Origin of the sequence: Enterobacter sp. J49, from assembly GCF_002148625.1 — a bacterium.
Lineage (GTDB): Bacteria > Pseudomonadota > Gammaproteobacteria > Enterobacterales > Enterobacteriaceae > Enterobacter > Enterobacter ludwigii.
Genome location: NZ_MWPY01000037.1, coordinates 450,574 through 469,744, shown reverse-complemented (window position 1 = coordinate 469,744; position 19,171 = coordinate 450,574). Strand labels below are relative to the sequence as shown.

General features: G+C 53.9%; 17 protein-coding genes. All 17 read right to left on the bottom strand.

The genetic code is table 11. From position 1 onward, the window contains the following. Positions 1-6: 6 nt before the first annotated feature. Positions 7-1,485 (bottom strand): colanic acid undecaprenyl disphosphate flippase WzxC, encoded by a 1,479-nt coding sequence (gene wzxC, locus BJP35_RS20485; protein ID WP_025203689.1) that lies wholly within the window; start codon positions 1,483-1,485, stop codon positions 7-9. Position 1,486: 1 nt separating this feature from the next. After that, positions 1,487-2,881 carry an undecaprenyl-phosphate glucose phosphotransferase gene (wcaJ, locus tag BJP35_RS20480; protein ID WP_014170813.1) on the bottom strand — a complete coding sequence of 465 codons (1,395 nt, stop codon included), beginning with the start codon at positions 2,879-2,881 and terminating at the stop codon, positions 1,487-1,489. A 62-nt stretch (positions 2,882-2,943) separates the two neighbouring features. Next, positions 2,944-4,314 carry a colanic acid biosynthesis phosphomannomutase CpsG gene (cpsG, locus tag BJP35_RS20475; RefSeq protein WP_032680630.1) on the bottom strand — a complete coding sequence of 457 codons (1,371 nt, stop codon included), beginning with the start codon at positions 4,312-4,314 and terminating at the stop codon, positions 2,944-2,946. A 109-nt stretch (positions 4,315-4,423) separates the two neighbouring features. Next, complete coding sequence (gene cpsB / locus BJP35_RS20470) at positions 4,424-5,860, bottom strand: mannose-1-phosphate guanyltransferase (protein ID WP_014170815.1); 1,437 nt, start codon at positions 5,858-5,860, stop codon at positions 4,424-4,426. A gap of 3 nt (positions 5,861-5,863) precedes the next feature. After that, positions 5,864-7,087, bottom strand: a complete 1,224-nt coding sequence (gene wcaI, locus BJP35_RS20465) for a colanic acid biosynthesis fucosyltransferase WcaI (RefSeq protein WP_025203687.1) — start codon at positions 7,085-7,087, stop codon at positions 5,864-5,866. After that, positions 7,084-7,563, bottom strand: coding sequence for a GDP-mannose mannosyl hydrolase (locus tag BJP35_RS20460; RefSeq protein WP_072126435.1), 480 nt, complete (start codon positions 7,561-7,563; stop codon positions 7,084-7,086). The genes wcaI and BJP35_RS20460 overlap by 4 nt, the downstream gene beginning before the upstream one ends. Before the next feature lie 2 nt (positions 7,564-7,565). After that, positions 7,566-8,531 carry a GDP-L-fucose synthase gene (locus tag BJP35_RS20455; RefSeq protein WP_014170818.1) on the bottom strand — a complete coding sequence of 322 codons (966 nt, stop codon included), beginning with the start codon at positions 8,529-8,531 and terminating at the stop codon, positions 7,566-7,568. Between the two features lie 2 nt (positions 8,532-8,533). Further along, entirely contained in the window at positions 8,534-9,655 is a 1,122-nt protein-coding gene (gene gmd / locus BJP35_RS20450; protein WP_014170819.1) for a GDP-mannose 4,6-dehydratase, read from the bottom strand. A gap of 24 nt (positions 9,656-9,679) precedes the next feature. After that, entirely contained in the window at positions 9,680-10,228 is a 549-nt protein-coding gene (wcaF, locus tag BJP35_RS20445; protein ID WP_020883264.1) for a colanic acid biosynthesis acetyltransferase WcaF, read from the bottom strand. Positions 10,229-10,243: 15 nt separating this feature from the next. Next, complete coding sequence (gene wcaE, locus BJP35_RS20440) at positions 10,244-10,990, bottom strand: colanic acid biosynthesis glycosyltransferase WcaE (protein WP_014170821.1); 747 nt, start codon at positions 10,988-10,990, stop codon at positions 10,244-10,246. A 16-nt stretch (positions 10,991-11,006) separates the two neighbouring features. Next, positions 11,007-12,227: a colanic acid polymerase WcaD gene (wcaD, locus tag BJP35_RS20435; RefSeq protein ID WP_020883262.1), complete on the bottom strand. Its 1,221-nt coding sequence runs from the start codon at positions 12,225-12,227 to the stop codon at positions 11,007-11,009. Beyond that, positions 12,202-13,419 (bottom strand): colanic acid biosynthesis glycosyltransferase WcaC, encoded by a 1,218-nt coding sequence (gene wcaC, locus BJP35_RS20430; RefSeq protein ID WP_047742859.1) that lies wholly within the window; start codon positions 13,417-13,419, stop codon positions 12,202-12,204. Before wcaC ends, wcaD begins: the two co-directional genes overlap by 26 nt. Next, complete coding sequence (gene wcaB / locus BJP35_RS20425) at positions 13,416-13,907, bottom strand: colanic acid biosynthesis acetyltransferase WcaB (protein ID WP_014170825.1); 492 nt, start codon at positions 13,905-13,907, stop codon at positions 13,416-13,418. Before wcaB ends, wcaC begins: the two co-directional genes overlap by 4 nt. Then, entirely contained in the window at positions 13,907-14,749 is an 843-nt protein-coding gene (wcaA, locus tag BJP35_RS20420) for a colanic acid biosynthesis glycosyltransferase WcaA (protein ID WP_032680629.1), read from the bottom strand. The genes wcaB and wcaA overlap by 1 nt, the downstream gene beginning before the upstream one ends. A 22-nt stretch (positions 14,750-14,771) precedes the next feature. Continuing rightward, on the bottom strand, positions 14,772-16,934 hold the full coding sequence (gene wzc / locus BJP35_RS20415) for a tyrosine-protein kinase Wzc (RefSeq protein ID WP_020883260.1): 2,163 nt from the start codon (positions 16,932-16,934) through the stop codon (positions 14,772-14,774). A 2-nt stretch (positions 16,935-16,936) separates the two neighbouring features. Further along, positions 16,937-17,380 carry a low molecular weight protein-tyrosine-phosphatase Wzb gene (wzb, locus tag BJP35_RS20410; protein ID WP_086463516.1) on the bottom strand — a complete coding sequence of 148 codons (444 nt, stop codon included), beginning with the start codon at positions 17,378-17,380 and terminating at the stop codon, positions 16,937-16,939. Between the two features lie 6 nt (positions 17,381-17,386). Continuing rightward, entirely contained in the window at positions 17,387-18,526 is a 1,140-nt protein-coding gene (locus BJP35_RS20405; RefSeq protein WP_014170829.1) for a polysaccharide export protein, read from the bottom strand. Positions 18,527-19,171 lie beyond the last annotated feature (645 nt).

Here is a 19,171-nt window from a genome sequence, read left to right as displayed (position 1 = left end):
AAATAACTAGCCTGCGCGAAGCAGCGTTTTCATTTTTTCGTTACGGCAAAACTGGCGCTTCATCTCTACCACCAGCGCATTACGTGACAGCACAATCATCACGCCAAACGCCAGTGCACCTGCTGCGACCTGTATTGCCAGCATGGCCGCGAGCGGCAGATGGCCAGTGAGCACGATGCCCAGTCCATAGCTCACCACAAGGGTAGGCAGTGACAGATAAAACGGCAGCCACAGGCTCAGAATGTACTGCCGGTAGCTGGAGCCCAGCACCGGCTTGATCATCACGAAGTAGCTCAAAACGGTGTTGATGATCTGCACCAGCAGAAAACCCAGCGTGACCCCAATGGCGCCGGCCATATGTCCACCGACGATAATCGCCGGAATAAACAGGAACGTTTTAAACACGTTGAATTTGAAGCTGATATCAACCCGCGCTTTAGCCATCAGCAGTGAGCCAATCGGGTTGCCAACGGATCGCAGCAGCCCCACCACGCACAGCAGCTGCAGGATCGGGATAATGCTGTTCCACTTCTCGCCAAACACCAGCGGCACGAAGTTGCTCGAGACCACCATCAGCCCCAGCAAAACCGGGAAATTGATAATGCCCACCACAGAGAGCAGCTTGTAAAAATTGACGCGCAGCTTCTCGGTGTCGTCCTGAATTTTGGCGAACGCCGGGAACAGTACGCGGGTGATAATCGGGTTGAGCTTCATCGGTGGTACTACCGCGACGTTGTACGCCAGGTTGTACCCGCCCGCGACGCTCGCGCCGAGGATGCGTGCCAGCACCAGCGTGGAGAGGTTGGTGTTGACATAGTTGATGATGCTGTCGGCGGTGAGCCACGCGCCAAAACGCAGGTTGGATGACACCGAAGCGAGAGAGAAATGCAGCCCAGGACGGTAAATCTTGCGGCCAAAGTAGCCGAACAGCAGCGTACGCACGGCAGAGTTAACCAGATACCCGAGGATAGCGGTCATGGCCAGCGGCCAGAAATGGGCGCTGACCACGGTAAAGGTAAACCCTGCGAGAACGGCGCTGGTCTCGATCATCCCAATTTTGTTGAATTCCAGCTCTTTCTGCATCAACGCGCGGAACTGTTGCCCGTGCGGGATCACCACAAAAGCAAACGAGAGCGTACGCATCAGCGGTGCCAGATCGGGGTTGTGCAGCACGCTGGCGATGGTATCGCTCAACAGGAACACCAGCACGAAAACGAACACCCCCAGCCCAACGTTCAGCCAGTAGAGCGTGGTCAGTTCCAGATGGCTGATCTCTTTGCGCTGGATAATCGAGTTAGCAATGCCGAAGTCAGACAGCGTATCGGCCAGCGCGATAATCACCAGCGAGACGGTCAGCAGACCGAACTGGTGGTTATCGATAATGCGCGCCAGCACCGTCATCTGCACCAGGCCGAGGCCAATGATGACAATGGTCGCCATCGCTGACCATTTGGCGCCGCTGATGGTTTTTTCACGTAAGCTCATCTTAGTACGCCGCTTTGTTCACGAAACCTTTAAAGATGGTCAGAAAGACGATCTTGATATCGAACCAGAGGCTCCATTCACGGATGTACTCCAGGTCGAATTCGATGCGTTTTTCCATTTTTTCCAGCGTGTCGGTCTCGCCGCGCCAGCCGTTGATCTGCGCCCAGCCGGTAATGCCTGGCTTCACTTTATGGCGCAACATGTAGCCTTCAATCAGCGAGCGGTACTGTTCGTTGTGAGCCACGGCATGGGGACGGGGTCCGACAATCGACATGCCACCGGTAAAGACGTTGATAAACTGCGGCAGCTCATCCAGCGAGGTACGGCGCAGGAAGTTCCCCACCCGCGTCACACGAGGATCGTTCTGCGTCGCCTGGGTCACGACCTTGTCGTTCTCCATCACCTTCATTGAGCGGAATTTCCACACCATGATGGGCTTACCGTCCATGCCGTAGCGGGTCTGACGGAAGATAACCGGGCCCGGGGAGCTCAGCTTCACCGCCAGAGCAATGCAGCACAGCACCGGGGAGATCAGCAGTAAGATCAGTGAAGAGAGCACGATATCTTCCAGGCGCTTGAGCACGCGATTGATACCCGACAGCGGGGTGTCATACAGCGGCACGACCGGCACGCCGTTCACTTCTTCAATACGGGAATGGAGGATGTTAAAGGTAAAGACGTCCGGGATCAGGATCACCGAACAGGTGGTATCGGCCAGTTCACGCATCAGTTTCTTGATGCGGGATTCATCTTTCATCTGCATCGCGATGTAGACGTTATGAATTTTGCCGGCTTTCGCGTCCTCAATAAGCTGTTCGTAATTACCGGCCCAGTCTGAAGGCACGCCGCCAGGCTTCGCGTCGTGATAAATCCCGACCACTTCAAAACCTAACCATGGCTCTTTGCGGAAGCTATCGAGAAGCACCTTCCCTACCGGCAAATCCCCCGCCACGGCGACAAAGCGACGGTTATAACCGCGGTTACGCAGCCAGCCGGCGCCAAAACGGATCAGGGTGCGGCATACCACCATGCCGACGCTGGTAATCAGGTACCAGCACAGATACGTCACCAGGCGATTATCAAAATCATGGCTGAATGCCACCAGCCCTGCGCTGAAGATCAGGCTTAATGTCCAGTTCTGCAGCAACAGCATCAGTTCGGTGGTCATTTTCACACCACGCCACGAACGGTAGAAGTCGGTCATCCCCCCGATCATCTGGAACACAACCAGCGCAATCAGCGCCATGAGCAGATGCATGTAGAAGAAGGATTGCCCGCTTACCCAACTCACCACCCATAATCCGCCGACCATGATGGTGATATCAGAAAAACGCTGCACCATGGAGATTAACGATGCATTCGTTCTCGCTCGTTCGCGTTTTTTTAGATTCGTCATCGTTGTTCCTTTAGTTCAACACCTGCCCCCTCACCCCACATCAGGGTGAGGGGGAAAGCTATTTACTGATTCAACAGCGCCAGAATGTCCTTCGTTCGCGCTTCCATCAGCGCGGTATCCGCGCGGGATTCCACGTTCAGGCGCACCACCGGCTCGGTATTTGAAGAGCGCAGGTTAAAACGCCACTGCGGGAACGCCATGCTGATGCCGTCGGTACGGTCAATTTCCAGCGCATGGAGGGCAAAATGCTGCTCCACGCGGGCAATGGCCTCGGCCGGCTGCGCCAGTTTGCTGTTGATTTCGCCACTTGCCGGGAAGGCCGCCATGCGGTCGCGTACCAGCTCGCCAAGGGTCTGCCCTTTCAGACACAGCAGCTCGGTCACCAGCAGCCACGGGATCATCCCGCTGTCGCAGTAGGCAAAATCACGGAAATAGTGGTGGGCGCTCATCTCGCCGCCATAAATGGCGTCTTCTTCGCGCATACGCTCTTTGATGAAGGCATGACCGGTTTTGGACATCACCGGCTGGCCGCCCGCGGCGTTCACCACATCCACGGTGTTCCAGGACAGACGCGGATCGTGAATGATCTTCGCGCCCGGGTTCTTCTCGAGGAACGCTTCCGCCAGCAGACCGACAATGTAGTAGCCTTCGATGAACTGGCCTTTTTCGTCGAACAGGAAGCAGCGGTCGAAATCGCCGTCAAAGGCGATACCCATATCGGCACCGTGTTCGATGACCGCGTTACGGGTGTCGTCGCGGCACTCCGGCAGCAGCGGGTTAGGAATACCGTTCGGGAAGTTGCCGTCCGGGGTGTTATGGACCTTAACGAAGGTTACCGGCACGTTCAGGGCCTTAAAGCGGGCTTCGAGCGCATCCACCACCGGGCCGGCCGCGCCGTTACCGGAGTTGATCACCAGCTTCAGCGGTTTCAGGTTTGCAACGTTGATGTAGCCCAGCAGGTGGTCGATGTACGCTTTACGCAGGTCGATCTGCTTATAGCTGCCGCGTTTCGCTTCATTCACCGGCGGGAAATCGTTAGCTTCGGCGAGACGCTGCACGTCACGCAGACCGGTATCGCCGCTGATAGGACGCGCGCCCTTGCGCACCAGCTTCATACCGTTGTAGTCCATCGGGTTATGGCTGGCCGTCACTTCGATACCGCCGTCCACGCCGAGGTGGAAGGTGGCAAAGTAAATCTCTTCGGTACCGGACAAGCCGATATCCAGCACGTCCACTCCCGCATCCTGCAGCCCTTTTGCCAGCGCCAGCTTCAGGGACTCACTGGTCAGGCGCACATCGCCGCCCAGGACAATCGTTTGTGGCTTAAGATATTCGCCGTATGCGCGGCCAATGCGCCACGCAATGTCTTCATTCAGCTCTTCGCCCAGCTTGCCGCGAATATCGTAGGCTTTAAAACAGGTTAATTTTTCCATGATGACCCCTTTTTCAGGCAACAGTTGGCCCGCCCGATTAACAGGCAAATTTGTTTTTATTCATTCGCAGGCCGGATGCGCGAAATGCTATCCGGCTTTAGAGACGGCGCTATACCCGCCCGTAACGGTCCTGGAAACGGACAATATCGTCTTCTTCCAGGTACGAACCGGAGCGCACTTCAATTAAGTCGAGAGGAATTTTCCCCGGGTTTTCCAGACAGTGCGTGGCTCCCAGCGGAATATAGATTGACTCGTTTTCGCCCAGCAGTTTCACTTCGCCATCAATCGTGACTTTGGCGGTACCCGCCACCACGACCCAGTGCTCGGCACGGTGGTGGTGCATCTGTACCGACAGCCCCTCCCCCGGTTTCACGGTGATGCGTTTCACCTGGTAACGTTCACCGGCATCGATGGAGTCATATTTGCCCCACGGACGATACACTTCGCGGTGGATATGGTGTTCATGGCGACCATCGGCCTTGATCTTCTCCACCACTTTTTTAACGTCCTGCACGGCATTACGGTCAGCAATCAGCACGGCGTCTTTCGTCTGTACGACCACCAGATCCTTCACGCCAACTGTGGTCACCAGACCGGACTCGGCGTAGACATAGCTGTTTTCCGTTTTGTGGCTGATAACATCACCGTGATGGACGTTACCCTCCGGGGTATGGGCGCTGATCTCCCACAGGGAGGACCAGGAACCAACATCGCTCCAGCCCGCATCCATCGGTACCACAACGGCATCGGCCGTGCGTTCCATTACCGCATAGTCAATTGACTCTTCCGGGCAGGCGAGGAAAGACGCTTCGTCAACACGGATAAAATCGAGATCCGGATCCACTACCGCCATCGCTTTCTCGCAGGCGTCCAGAATATCCGGGCGATATTTGCGCAGCTCTTCCAGGTAGCGGCCAGCGCGGAACAGGAACATCCCGCTGTTCCAGTAATATTCACCGCTGGCCACATACGCCTGCGCGGTTTCCAGATTCGGTTTTTCGACAAACTGCGCCACGTCAAACGCTACGCTGTCGCCTTCGCCCGGGGTCACATTGCCACGACGAATATACCCGTAGCCGGTTTCCGGAAGGTCCGGCACGATGCCGAAAGTCACCAGTTTGCCGTTTTCGGCGTAAGGAATAGCCGCGCGTACCGCCTCGCGGAACGACTCTTCCTGTTGAATAACATGGTCTGCCGCCAGAACCAGCATCAGCGGATCGCAATCCGGGCTGCTGCGTTTGGCCGCCAGCGCAGCCAGCGCAATCGCGGGGGCGGTGTTACGTCCGGCAGGCTCCAGAATGATATTTTCTGTGAGTTTGTTCAGCTGGCGCAGCTGCTCGGCGACAATAAAGCGGTGTTGTTCGTTACAAATCACCACCGGGCTTTCACACTCAACACCCTGCAGGCGGTTAACCGTCGTCTGCAGCATGGTGAGCTCCCCTTTCAGGCAGAGGAACTGTTTTGGATAGAGCACGCGGGACAGCGGCCACAACCGGCTACCAGAGCCACCTGCCATCACAACCGGATACAAAGTGGTTTGACTCATGATTTATCCCCGTATATCTGCAATAAATTGGCTCAGCACGTTCTCTTTCTCGAGCGTGCGTTCGGCATATTCACGTGCCACCGTGTTCGTTTTTGGCATGGCAAGTGCCCGTTCAATGCCAGTGACCAGCGCCGGGACCGATTCCGGTTCCACGCAAACGGCGATCCCCGGATAGCTGTCGCACAGCTGGCCTAATTCTGTTTCGGCTTCCGCCGTGATCACCGCGTTACCGCCCACTGCCAGAATGTTGGTCAGCTTGGACGGCAGCACCGCGTCTGCCGCGCCGCGCTTTTGTACCACCAGATGGCAGTCGCCCATCTTCAGCAACGCAGGCAGTGCCTCGTAAGACTGAAGCGGGAAAAATTTCACGTTCGTCAGGCCGCGTTCGCTGGCCATCTTTTCCAGTCGCGCTTTTCCGCCGCCCTGCCCGACGATGACAAACATCCAGGGTTGATGGCTCAGTTGCTGTGCGGCGTCGATGACGCTCTCCAGCCCCTGCTTCTCGCCGATGTTGCCTGAGTAAAGAATGATTTTTTGGTCGTCAGGCAAACCGAGCTGAGCGCGTAGCGCCTGAGCGTCACTGTCTGTTACGTCGCGAAAACGCGCCACTTCAGACCAGTTAGGGAAAAAGATCACTTTTTCCGCCGGTACGCCCTTCTCCTGCGCTTTGTTCATCATTGAGCGCGAGATGGTCGAGACATAATCCACGTTATGCAGGCCGCTGCGCTCGAAGGCGCTGGCGAGTTTCGCCACCTTCCCGCTCTTACCTTTGCCGGCCATTCCCAGGCCGAGCATGGCGTCCACTTCATAATCCTGAATGTGAAGCAGCGTGCGCGCGCCGGAGAGTTTGCCCAGCAGGCGCATGCCTGGGGTGCAGAACAGCGTTGGCACCACACCGATAATGCGATCCGGCTTCCAGCGACGTTGCGCCATCAGCGGGAAGAAACTGCTCAGGGCAAAGCTGCCCAGATGAAGTAACCGCTTCAGCGTTGAGGGCTGTTTCGGCACGTACAGCGGGCAACGCCAGACGGTCGCGGCACCCTCTTCGCGACGGTAGCGCCAGCCTGAATAGCGCTCACCTACTTTCCATTCCGGGTAGTATGGCGGCGCGGTAATGACCCGCACGTCATGTCCCTGGCTCGCCATCCACTCGACCATTTCGCCGGTGTATTTACCGATTCCGGTTAACTCCGGCGAATAGTTGATTCCGTACACCAGAATTTTCATAAGCCCGGCACTCCGGACTGACGATCGGCCAGGAAATAGGCACGACTGTTGTCATGCACATTGTCACTGGCCAGCAACGCCTCTGGCGTCTGCCAGCGGTAGTCGTCATGCTGAGAATCAGGCAGACGCAGGTCTGCCTCACTCACCTTCAGGCGAAAACCGAGCACCACATAGTGCGTGGTGAAACCGGTGCCCGAAAAGTTATCGTCATAGAAGTGCTGCCAGACCCCGTAAAACTGGCCTGCCGCCATCGGCAGTTGCAGGCCCAGTTCCGCCAGAGTGAGACGCTCAAAAGCATTTTCCAGCGTCTCATCCTTCTGCACGCGCCCGCCGGGCACGAACCAAAAGCCCTGTGCAGGACGGTTGGTTCGTTTTCCCAGCAAGAACTCGCCGCGTTCGTTCTCCACCACCAAATCAATTGAGATGAGCGGAGTGGAACGCACTACCGTGGCAAAATCTTCCTGACTTAAAAACATCATTACCCCCGGAAGCGGTGCTGGTTTTCAAGGAACCACTGGTAGGTGCTTGCCAGCCCCTGCTCCAGAGATACCTCGTGATACCAGCCCAGCTGATGCAGACGGGTCACGTCCAGCAGTTTGCGCGGCGTGCCGTCCGGTTTGGTGGCGTCAAAGACCACGCGGCCTTTGTAACCCACCACCTGCGCGATGGTTTGCGCCAGCTCACGAATGGTGCAATCCACGCCAGTACCGACGTTAATGTGCGACAGCATCGGTTCGGTGTTTTCCTGCCACACCTCACGATCCAGCTCCATTACGTGGATGCTGGCAGCCGCCATGTCATCCACATGCAGGAATTCACGCATTGGCGTACCGCTGCCCCACACCACCACATCCGGTGCATTTTCGGCCGTTGCCTCGTGGAAACGACGCAGCAGCGCCGGGATCACGTGCGAATTGCTCGGGTGGAAGTTGTCATGCGGTCCGTACAGGTTGGTCGGCATCACCGAACGATAGTCGCGGTTATACTGACGGTTGTAGGATTCGCACAGCTTGATCCCGGCAATCTTGGCAATCGCATACGGCTCGTTGGTTGCTTCCAGCGTGCCCTGCAGCAGTTCGCTCTCAGCGATCGGCTGCTTCGCCATTTTCGGGTAGATACAGGATGAGCCGAGGAACAACAGCTTATTCACGTTGTGCAGATGCGCTGCGTGAATGATGTTGCTCTCAATCATCATGTTCTCGTAGATGAAATCCGCCGGATACGTGTTGTTGGCAACAATGCCGCCCACTTTCGCCGCCGCCAGATACACCTGGTCAATACGTTCACTGGCGAAGAAGTCCTGTACCGCTTTGCTGTCGAGCAGGTTCAACTCGTCACGGGTACGGACAATCACATCGACATCACCGCGCTGTTCAAGCTGGCGAACAATCGCGGAACCCACCATTCCGCGATGACCCGCGACAAAAATACGTTGTTTTGTCATTCTCAGGACTCCAGCGCGATGGCAACCTCGTAGCCATGAGACTTGAGCAGGGAGTGTTTTTTCGCTGCTTCAAGATCTTTGGCAACCATCTCGGAAACCATCTCCTGCAGAGTCGTTTCTGGTTTCCAGCCCAGTGTTTCGTGTGCTTTGGTTGGGTCGCCCAGCAGGGTTTCCACTTCAGCAGGACGGAAGTAACGTGGGTCAACCTGTACAATCACGTCGCCCGGTTTCACGCCCGGTGCGTCATGGCCGGTTACGGAAACCACGATGCCTTTCTCTTCCACGCCGGTACCTTCGAAGCGCAGTTTGATACCCAGCTGAGCGGCAGCCATCTCAACAAACTGACGTACGGAGTACTGCACGCCGGTTGCGATGACGAAGTCTTCTGGTTTTTCCTGCTGCAGCATCATCCACTGCATTTTTACGTAGTCTTTGGCATGGCCCCAGTCACGCAGGGAATCCATGTTGCCGAGGTGCAGGCAAGATTCCAGACCCTGTGCGATGTTAGCGATAGCGCGGGTGATTTTACGGGTAACGAAAGTTTCACCACGACGTGGGGATTCGTGGTTGAACAGAATGCCGTTACAGGCATACATGCCGTAGGATTCACGGTAGTTCACGGTGATCCAGTACGCGTACAATTTCGCCACGGCGTACGGAGAACGTGGATAGAACGGGGTAGTCTCTTTCTGAGGAATTTCCTGCACCAGACCGTACAGCTCAGAGGTGGATGCCTGGTAGAAACGGGTTTTCTTCTCAAGGCCGAGGAAGCGAATCGCTTCCAGCAGACGCAGCGTACCCATTGCGTCAACGTCAGCGGTGTATTCCGGAGATTCGAAGGAGACCGCAACGTGGCTCATCGCGCCCAGGTTGTACACTTCATCCGGCTGCACTTCCTGCAGAATACGGGTCAGGTTGGAAGTATCGGTCAGGTCGCCGTAGTGCAGATGGAATTTCGGGTTCGCCGCATGAGGATCCTGATAAATGTGATCCACACGTTCGGTGTTGAATGAAGAAGCACGACGCTTAATACCGTGTACTTCATAACCTTTTTCCAGCAGCAGTTCTGCCAGGTAAGAACCATCCTGTCCGGTAACGCCGGTGATGAGAGCGACTTTAGACATGTTTATATTCCTCTACTTATGAATTTAATCAGTTTCAACGCGTTCGCGTATCACCACTGCGGGGTTGCCACGGCAAATTTTATTTGCCGGTAGCGATTTAAAAACGCTGCTGCGGGCACCGACTACCGTGCCATCGCCAACAGAAACACCAGGTGCAACAAAAACATCTGTCGCCAGCCAGCATTTTTCGCCAATCACAATCGGAGTGGCGGTAATATCAAAATGCTGACTCATAAAATCGTGACTGCCGGTGCACAAATAACACTTCTGTGAAACCACTGAATTTGCACCAATCGTAATATCGCCAAGGGTATATAACACCGCGTCATCCCCTACCCACGCATAATCCCCAAGCGTTAATTTCCACGGGTAGGTAATTTTTACCGACGGGCGAATGACTACGTTTTTTCCTATTTTTGCGCCAAACAGACGCAATAAAAAAGCTCGCCAGCGGTACAGTATTTGCGGTGACCAGGCAAATAAGGTGGCCTGTACGGCCCACCACAACTGCACTTTAATACCGCTCCCGCCCCGAAAGCCTTTCGGCACGGAGAAACCTTTAAGATCCTGCATTACGTTTCCTTATATTCAGGCTTTGTTATATAAGGTTTTCGTTTTACCGGTGGTACGCAGACGTAATAAATAAGATAATTCCGCCCAGAACCCCGGCACGCCTAATATTTTACGCTGCACATTTCTGGCATCCTGGCACAGTTCCAGATTATTAGACGTTGACACACCGCCCATTGAAAATTCAGATACCAGCCCTTTAATTCGACGGAACGGGTAACCTGATTTATACAGGCTGGCGGTCAGCGCATAATCTGAAGAAACTTTATACTGCAGATCGTAAGGCTGTTTTTTCAGACCTTTTACCGGGAAGAAAATGGCCTGATGGCTGGCAGGCAAACTGTGGTAGATATACCAGCCGGGTTTCGCACTGCGGCAAACTTTATGGCCATCGCCAAAATCGAGCAGCGCGTCGCCAATGTACATCGCATCCTCTTTCTGGCGCGCCAGCTGACGGGCAAATAACGCCACATCCTCATGGAATACGTCACCGGAATTCAGGAAGATGGCATAACGGCCCTGCGCCATGTCGATGCCTTTATTCATCGCATCGTAGATGCCTTTATCTTTCTCGCTGATGAAACGTAAGTTGAACTCACCGTTGAGTTTTTCCAGAAACTCCGCCGTACCATCGTTCGAGCCGCCATCGACCACAATCCACTCAAAGGTGAGGCTTGGATCGCGCGCCAGGTTGCGCAGCGAGCGCCAGGTTTTTACCACCCCTTCGTAATTACGAAAAGCGACAGTAATGACGCTAAGAAACATAAATCACCTCATTTCGTCATACGTTCGTAATATTAAGCGCTTTGCGCAGAATAAACGGACAGACAATCAAGAAAGCATATTCCGGGCTAAATATTGACCCGGTAAAAAACAACGACACCGGTGTAAACAGATAAAGCTGCACGCGAAAGTTCTGGTTATCACCAAACGCGTTAATCATCATTTTGAAAACTTTAAACAGATACCACAGTGTCAACAGTACGGCGAACCACGAAAAATAGATAATTAACAGATACAGGCCATTGTCTATGGTTTTACCGACATCCGCACCGTTAAAGATTCCGAATGATGCAACATATTCGTAAAGTGAGCCGAATCTTACTACACCATCGATATGGGTTAAGGAATAACCCACCATCACCAGCGGACCAATGATACGATAATAGGATGACGAGCCTTCGGTTCCCAAATCTCCCAGGCGCTCTGAGATGTATGGGAAGGCAAATATCACGCCAACCATAAATACTGTCAGAGAGATAATCGCCAGCGGCAGTTTTTTCTTAATCGCATCTTTGTTCAGGTACTGGAACGCCCACTCCAGCAGGTAAAACAGGATAAATGTCATTACCCCTGAGAACGATCCTGACAGAACAATTCCTGCAAGAATCATAGCATCGGTCTTAGGGGTTTTGATACCAAACTGTTTGATGCTGAGCCAAATTGAGATTAGTGCCAGAGCAAAAAACGCCGGTTCAAAATAGAGGGCTGTCGTACGTTTTCCGCCAAACTTGATGAAGTTCAATACATAGCTGTTACTGTAAATGAGATATTTCGAAATTATCTCCATCAGGCTACTGCCACCGGTCAAAATAATTTGCGCCATTTCCAGTGCAGCAAGCATAACAATTAACGCAACGGCAATATAAAAGAACCTAAGGATTTTCCGATAATTGTGTGGCGAAATAACCTTGAAACGAATACTCCAGACCATGCCAATAATAATGACAATATAAACAAACAGCATGGTGGAGGTGACGTATTTACTGGCATCCAGAGACTGACCAAAGATGTAGTTAAATAGCGTCAGACCCACGCCCAGCCCTAAGGCCATCATCAGCTTCTTGAGGTTGATTTTGTCGACATACAGCAGAAGCAGAACGGGCAAGAAGGTCACTATGGTTATCGGGAAGCTTTCGCCAAGCTGGGCAATTTTGACGTTGACCAGCAGGTAAATCAGCGGCAGCAGCAGATAACTACAGACTCTGATAGAACGAGACATATTCCTCCAGCATCTGTTGTCCACTGTAGGCCTTGCGGCTGCGGTTGCGGAACGATTCCAGGTCGGTGCCAAAAACGGCCTGCGCGATCTGCGCCTTCGGCAGTTGCACCAAAGGCAGCACCTCATGCTCCGCAAACGTGGTCCCGCCCGATTTTTCCAGCACTTCACGTGCCGCATCGCTGTGGGTGGCAATCACCGGCACACCGATGGAGAGCGCTTCGCACAGGATCAGCGGGTAGTTATCCACGCGCGAACTGAATACCAGCGCATCCATCCCATTGAGGGCGCTCATCAGTTTGCGCTTGTCGGTTTCAAACCCGTGATTCACCACGTTAGCCCCTTCGAACGGCGAGAACTTGCCGAAGGTGTGCAGTTCAATCTTGTCACCCAGCGCCATCATGTCGCGCACCAGCTGCTGATTGGTTTTGCCGTCGTAACGCAGGTCATGCGCAACGATAGCGATTTTTGGTTTACCCGGGTTTTCTGCAACCGGGGTAAGTTCGGCCAGAATCGCTTCCGTCGCCACGTCGATACCGTTATTGATGATCTGACAGCGCCCTGCCCCATACAGACTGTTAAAGGCATCGGCCACGTGCTGGCTTGGGGAGATAAACGTACAGCCGAGCGAGAGCATGTCACGGAACAGCTGGCGCTTTCCGGCCACCAGCTGATGGGCACGATCCACTTTCACCGGCGGGTAGTTGCTCAGCGTCGGGCACTTCTGGCAGTTGCTTTTCCAGCCTTCACACCCGTCGGTAAAGGCGCAGCGACCGGTCACGCTCCAGTGATCGTGCAGCGTCCAGACGAAGCGGGTATCCGGTTTGTGGGCCTGCACTTTCTGGCAAAACGCCACCACCTCTTCCAGATTCAGCCAGTAGCTGTGAAGTACGTGGAAATGCAGCACAACCGGCCCCTGGGAGCGCGTCACGGTGCGATAAAGGGTATTAAGATTGCCAAACAGATCGCGGTTAAACAGGCGGAACAAGGCAATGTTGGCCACGGAAGTCAGGCGCGGCGTGTGCTTATGCACCTGCGGGTAGTTATCGTGACTGACGCTTTTCTTACCGCCTTTGCCATAACCGTAAATAAAACGAGACTGAAGTCCTTTTTGCAGCGCGCGCTGGTGAAGATCCAGCGCCACACCGGCCGCCCCGCCCTCTGCGAGACGGACGTTAAATTGCAGAATGTTCATTTGATCACCTTCACGCGGGCTTTCTCACCCACCACCAGCGCGTTATCCGGAATACTGTCCAGCACCACGCTCCCTGCGCCTATCGTGACGTTATTACCAATCGTGATGTCGCCAATGATGACCACGTTCGCGCCCAGCTCGACGTTATTGCCAATCACCGGGCAGGCCAGGCTGTCGGGCCCACGGTTACCGATGGTGACGGCGTGGCGAATAGTGAAATCATCACCGGCTACAACGAATTTGTTGATCACCACGGCATAACCGTGATGAATGGTAAAACGGCGACCAATGGTGGCAGCGGCCTGAATTTCATAACCAAAAAAACATTCAGTAATGATGCGGTACAGCACCAGCACCGGTGCTGCCCAGAGATTGTTTAAAACATTTTTCTTGCGCCACACCGAGCAAAAATGCGCAATGCGGTACGCCAGAACCATGCAGCACGGGCGCAGGCTCCAGCTGTTAGCGCGGCAATCTTCCAGAAACATTATTTCCCCCGAAGTCCATCAGCCAGACGCTTGCCGTTACGCACGGACAACAACGTGAGCAGCGTGCGCCAGTTCATGCGCTTATTGCGGATCTGATAGAGGGTAAACAGCTGATACTTCCGGCTGGCACGGTCGAACTTGTCCTTGTGCTTGCGGTAAAAGTGGAAGTAACCAGAGAATTTCTTCGGCGACGAGGTGATTTGCATCTCCCCGTGATTGATATGCAGGATCTGCGTCGCCTCTTCCACCTTCCACGGCTCGCCATACTCCATCACCATGCGCAGGAAGATGTCGTAATCCTGCGCAGCCTTCAGCTCGGTATCGAACAGGCACTCCTTAAAGCGCCACGCCCAGGTAAAGACCTGATTACCAATGATGTTGCGTTTAAAGAACAGGCGGCGTGAGTAAGGCGATTTCGGGTACAACGGCAGGCTGGCAGGCTGCGAGTAAACTTCACCCTGACAGACATAGTCGTTGGCATACAAAAACGCATGCGTCACCAGCTGTGCTTTGTGCGACAGGAAGATCGACAGACGGTTCGGCGTCCATTCGTCATCGTCGTCGATGCCGGTCAGATACTGTCCTTTAGCCTGCATAATCGCCTGGTTACGCACCGCGCACGCACCGGAGTTAATCTCGTTGTGCGTGTAAACCACGCGCGGGTCGTTAAGGTCAGTCACAAACTTTTGCAGCTGTTCGTACGAGGAAGAACAGTCATCAACGATGATCAGTTCCCAGTTATCGTAATCCTGTCGCAGCACAGATTTTATTGCGCGGATCGCCAGCTGCTGACGATTCCATGTCGGCATATAAATAGAAACTAAAGGGCGTTGTGTAGTCATGGTCTTCCCCGAAAGCTAACGATTAGTGACTGTCAGACTTGTATTCGTACTCGTAGTAACCGTAGTCCTGGTAACCGGTCGCACGACGGAAGATGGAGTTCAGGATCACCCCTTTCACTTCAATTCCGTTTTGCTCGAAGCGGCTCAGGCTGGTTTCCACTTCCTTCAGCGTGTTCACCGCGTAACGCGCCACCATCAGCGTGGTGCCGGCATGGCGGCCCACAATGGCGGCATCGGTCACCGCCAGAATTGGTGGGGTATCAATCAACACCAGGTCATAGTTTTTGCTCGCCCACTCCACCAGCTCGCTAAAACGTTCACTCATCAGCAGCTCTGATGGGTTTGGCGGCACCTGACCACGCGGAATAAGGTCAAACTTCGGCACCGTCGTCGGTTTTGCACTCTGGCTAATCTCACCTTTGCCCAGCAGGATTTCCGACAGCCCGTTGACGTTATTGGTACCCAGCAGTTCGTGGGTATAGCCCTTACGCATATCACAGTCGATCAGCAGCACCCGTTTATTGGTCTGGCTCACCACCGCCGCCAGGTTGGCACAAACAAAGGTCTTACCAATTGACGGGCTGACACCGGTCAGCATCAGAACATTGTTTTTGGCCTGCATCATGGCGAAGTGCAGACTGGTACGCAGACTACGAATCGCTTCGATGGCCAGATCGGTTGGGTTACCCACTGCCAGCAGCTGACTTTGTTTGTAACGCTTAACGCCTTTGGTGGTTTTGACGCTGTCACGCGATTTTTGCCACTCCGACAGCGGGATGCTGGCGTAGACGTTGATACCGCTCTCTTCCAGTGCCTGCGGGCTTTCGATTCCACGGTTGAACAGCGAGCGAAGCAGCACGCCAACGATGGAGAGGATAAGACCCAGAATAATGCTGCCGAGAATGATGAGGGCTTTCTTCGGCTTCAGCACCCCAGGCTGGGTGATGGCCGGGTCAACGATGCGCACATCACCAACGGTACTGGCTTCGGTGATTTTCAGCTCCTGCTGTTTATTCAGCAGCTGCATGTACACCTGCTGTCCGGATTCCACATCGCGGGTCAGACGTACGATTTCCTGCTGCGTTTTAGGCATCGCAGTGACGCGGTCGTTGAGTTTCGCCTTCTCTTCTTCCAGCGTGCGGCGTTTCTCGAGCAGCGTACGGTAGGCCGGGTGACGCTTGGTATAAAGCTTGGAAATTTCCGCCTCTTTGAAGGTCAGCTCGTTAAGCTGCGCATCAATGTTAACCATCGAGTCGAGAACGGATTTCGCTTCCAGCGGCAGGTCGACAGAGTCTTTATCCTGACGATAGGCGTTCAGCTTGTTCTCGGCATCATCCAGACGGGCGCGGACTTCCGGAAGCTGTTTAGCGAGGAATGCCAGGCTTTTCGCTGCTTCAGCTGATTTACGCTCAACGTTCTGCTCAAGATAGTTACGGGTGATGCTGTTGAGGATGTCGCGGATCTGATCCTTATCTTCACCGGTAAAGGTCATGCTCAGGACACCGGTGTCCTTGCCGTTTTCGGTGACGGTCAGGTTGTTCTGCAGATTGTTAATCATTCCCAGCGTGGAGAATTTGGTCACGGTAAATTCACCGCCCTCCTGGGCGTGGATCGCGCTGACCATCATGCTGACACCCTGTTTCGTCAGCATCTGCCCCACTTCACCGCGCGCGCTAAAGCCCGCATCGCTGGTCAACTGGTACTGTTTCGGGCCTAACACCGTCAGGGTAAAGGTCTGATCCGCGCTTCCTTTTGGCAGCACAAAGTCAGTCACTTTGACCGTGTCGTTGCTGCGTCCCATCAGACGGTCCCAGCCGGCACCAAAGATCGGGAAGGTATTTTTGGTGACGGAGATATCAAGGCCGAGGTCGTGAACGGTTTTACCCAGAACCAGGCGCGACTGGATCAGCTGAATTTCCGCATCGGAGGCCGGCGGTTTGTTCGCCAGTGCGGAGCCAATGTCCTGCACCAGCGAGTTACCGGTATTCTGCTCAATCTGCACCAGCGCATCGGCACTGTAGATTGGCGTCGCAAACAGCGTATAGACGACGGCCGCCGCGGCAAACACGGCGGTGATCCCAAGCACCCACCACTTTGCCTCTACGACGGTGCCGACCAGGCGACCAATATCGATTTCATCACTGCCCGAAGTCGGGGCGGCAGAAGGTTTTGTTTTTTCTGTCATTGTTATCCCTGCTGAACTTTCAGTGCCTGCGCCCACTGACGGGCAGACTGGTCAAGTAAGGTGTATACCGCCTCGAAGGCCTCATGGCTTTTACGATATGGATCGGGGATTTCGCGTTCATTGTCCCAGTGACCAAACAGCATCACCTTGCCGCGCATCTCCGGTGCGATATCACACAGCGCATGGATATGGCGTTTTTCCATCGTCAGGATCAGGTCATACTCCCGGCACATACGGCCGGTGACCTGACGGGCGATGTGCCCGTCGAGCGAAAGGTTATGATCGCGGGCCACGCTCGTTGCGCGCTCATCGGCACCTTTACCGACCAGCGCACCCAGCCCTGCGGAGTCAACGGTCAGTTCGGGCTGGTAGAGTTTCAGCAGCCGTTCAGCCGTGGGGGAACGGCAAATGTTCCCCACGCATACCACCAGAATTTTGTTAAACATCGCGGATTACCAGGTATGAATGTCGCGCGCCGTATCCGTCATGTAGCGAACGCCACTGATGGTTGGCAGCAACTGGTTGATCAGACGGTTCCAGCGGGCAACCGGTGCGGTGGTGACATACACCACATCGTATGGCTGGAGACGGAACTCCGTTGCCATCACCAGAGACGTCGCATCGGACATATCCAGCTGGTAGATGTTGGCAATCTTGCCTTTCGCACTGCCCTCACCTTTCAGCGGACGGATCACGAAGATACCGGTGGCGTTGGAGGTGGTCAGATCAATACCCTCTGCATTACCCAGCGCTTCGGTCAGGGTCATGCCGCTGAAGTCCATTTTGAGGGTGCTCTGTTTCTTAACTTCGCCCATCACGAACACTTTCAGATCGTCATTGCGCGGTACGTAGAGAATGTCGCCCGGATAGAGCAGACGGTTCTGAGTCAGGTCACCGTTTTGCATCAGCGCCTGCAGCGAAATGCGCTGCTCTTTGCCGTTGTGCGTCAGAACCACGTTGCGCCAGTCGGCACCGTCGGTTAAACCGCCAGCGGCGTTAATGGCATCCAGAACGGTCAGCGGTACGTTGGTGATGGCCTGTTGACCGGATTTATTCACCTGTCCGGAGATATAGGCTTTTTGCGAGCGGAATGCGGCGATATTAACGTCCACCTGCGGGTCGGCGATGTACTGCGCTAAGCGGCCGGTAATATCACTGCGGATTTCGGCGAGCGTTTTCCCGGCAACGTGTACCTTGCCAATATAGGGATAGAACATGGTGCCGTCTGACTGTACCCAGTTACCGGTGTCGCTTGAGCTACGGTACTGGCCCGCTGGTGTGGTCAGTTCAGGGTGGTCCCAGACGGTGACGTTGATGACATCACCCGGCCCCACGCGGTACTGGTAGGAGGCAATCTCCTGATCCAGAGACATATTCGGCTGAGCAACATTCGGACGTGGGCGTAATTGTTCGACCAGACGTGGCGTGAGTGGATAAACATTCACCATTTTGTCGAGATCAAAATCGGCATCCTGCTGCTTGATCACATCCTTACCCATTGTTGACATATTGCTGCCGGGAAAGACCGTACAACCACTCATCAAGGTCACAGACACCAATAATGGCATCAATTTCATTTTGGATTTCATCATTGATTATTTATCACTTTGGCAGAGTAATTATCCTGTGCAATTTAAAATAAGCCGGGTCGTATTGGGTTTCAGCATGCAGTTAATCAAATAGAAATATAACTGGCATCAGTCCTAAAAAAAGCTTATTCATCCATTGGCTATTGACAGAATAATCGAGGCTGATTCACACGCTTTCAGGCACGCTACCGCCCTTGGCTTTCAGTTACCAATCCACTGACTAAACAATGTGTTATGGATAGACGCCCTCTTGAACAAGGTCTTCTGGAAATATATCAGCCGCAAAAACGCCCGACGGATAATCAATAACCATTCCTGAAGACCGAAACAATAATAGCAACAAGGAGATTTAACATTTGATGCTGGAGGAATTGTTGCAGCTAACCTAATAGCAGGCAAGGAGACAACTGTCCTAATAACTGTTTTTAAGATTAATATTAAGAGCAAACTTTTGACCTTTTAGGATTTTCTTTATATTGACAAAGCAACAATAAAAACCATTAATTGCGATATATCCTAAAATGTACTGTGCGTAATAAAATATACGTAATTACCTTATTTACAGCGCCAGCGTATTGCTCTCTTTTTGTTCGGCCTTATTAAGAGAAATCTCAGCCCGGCATTGCAATTTCCCGCCGCTTTATCCAT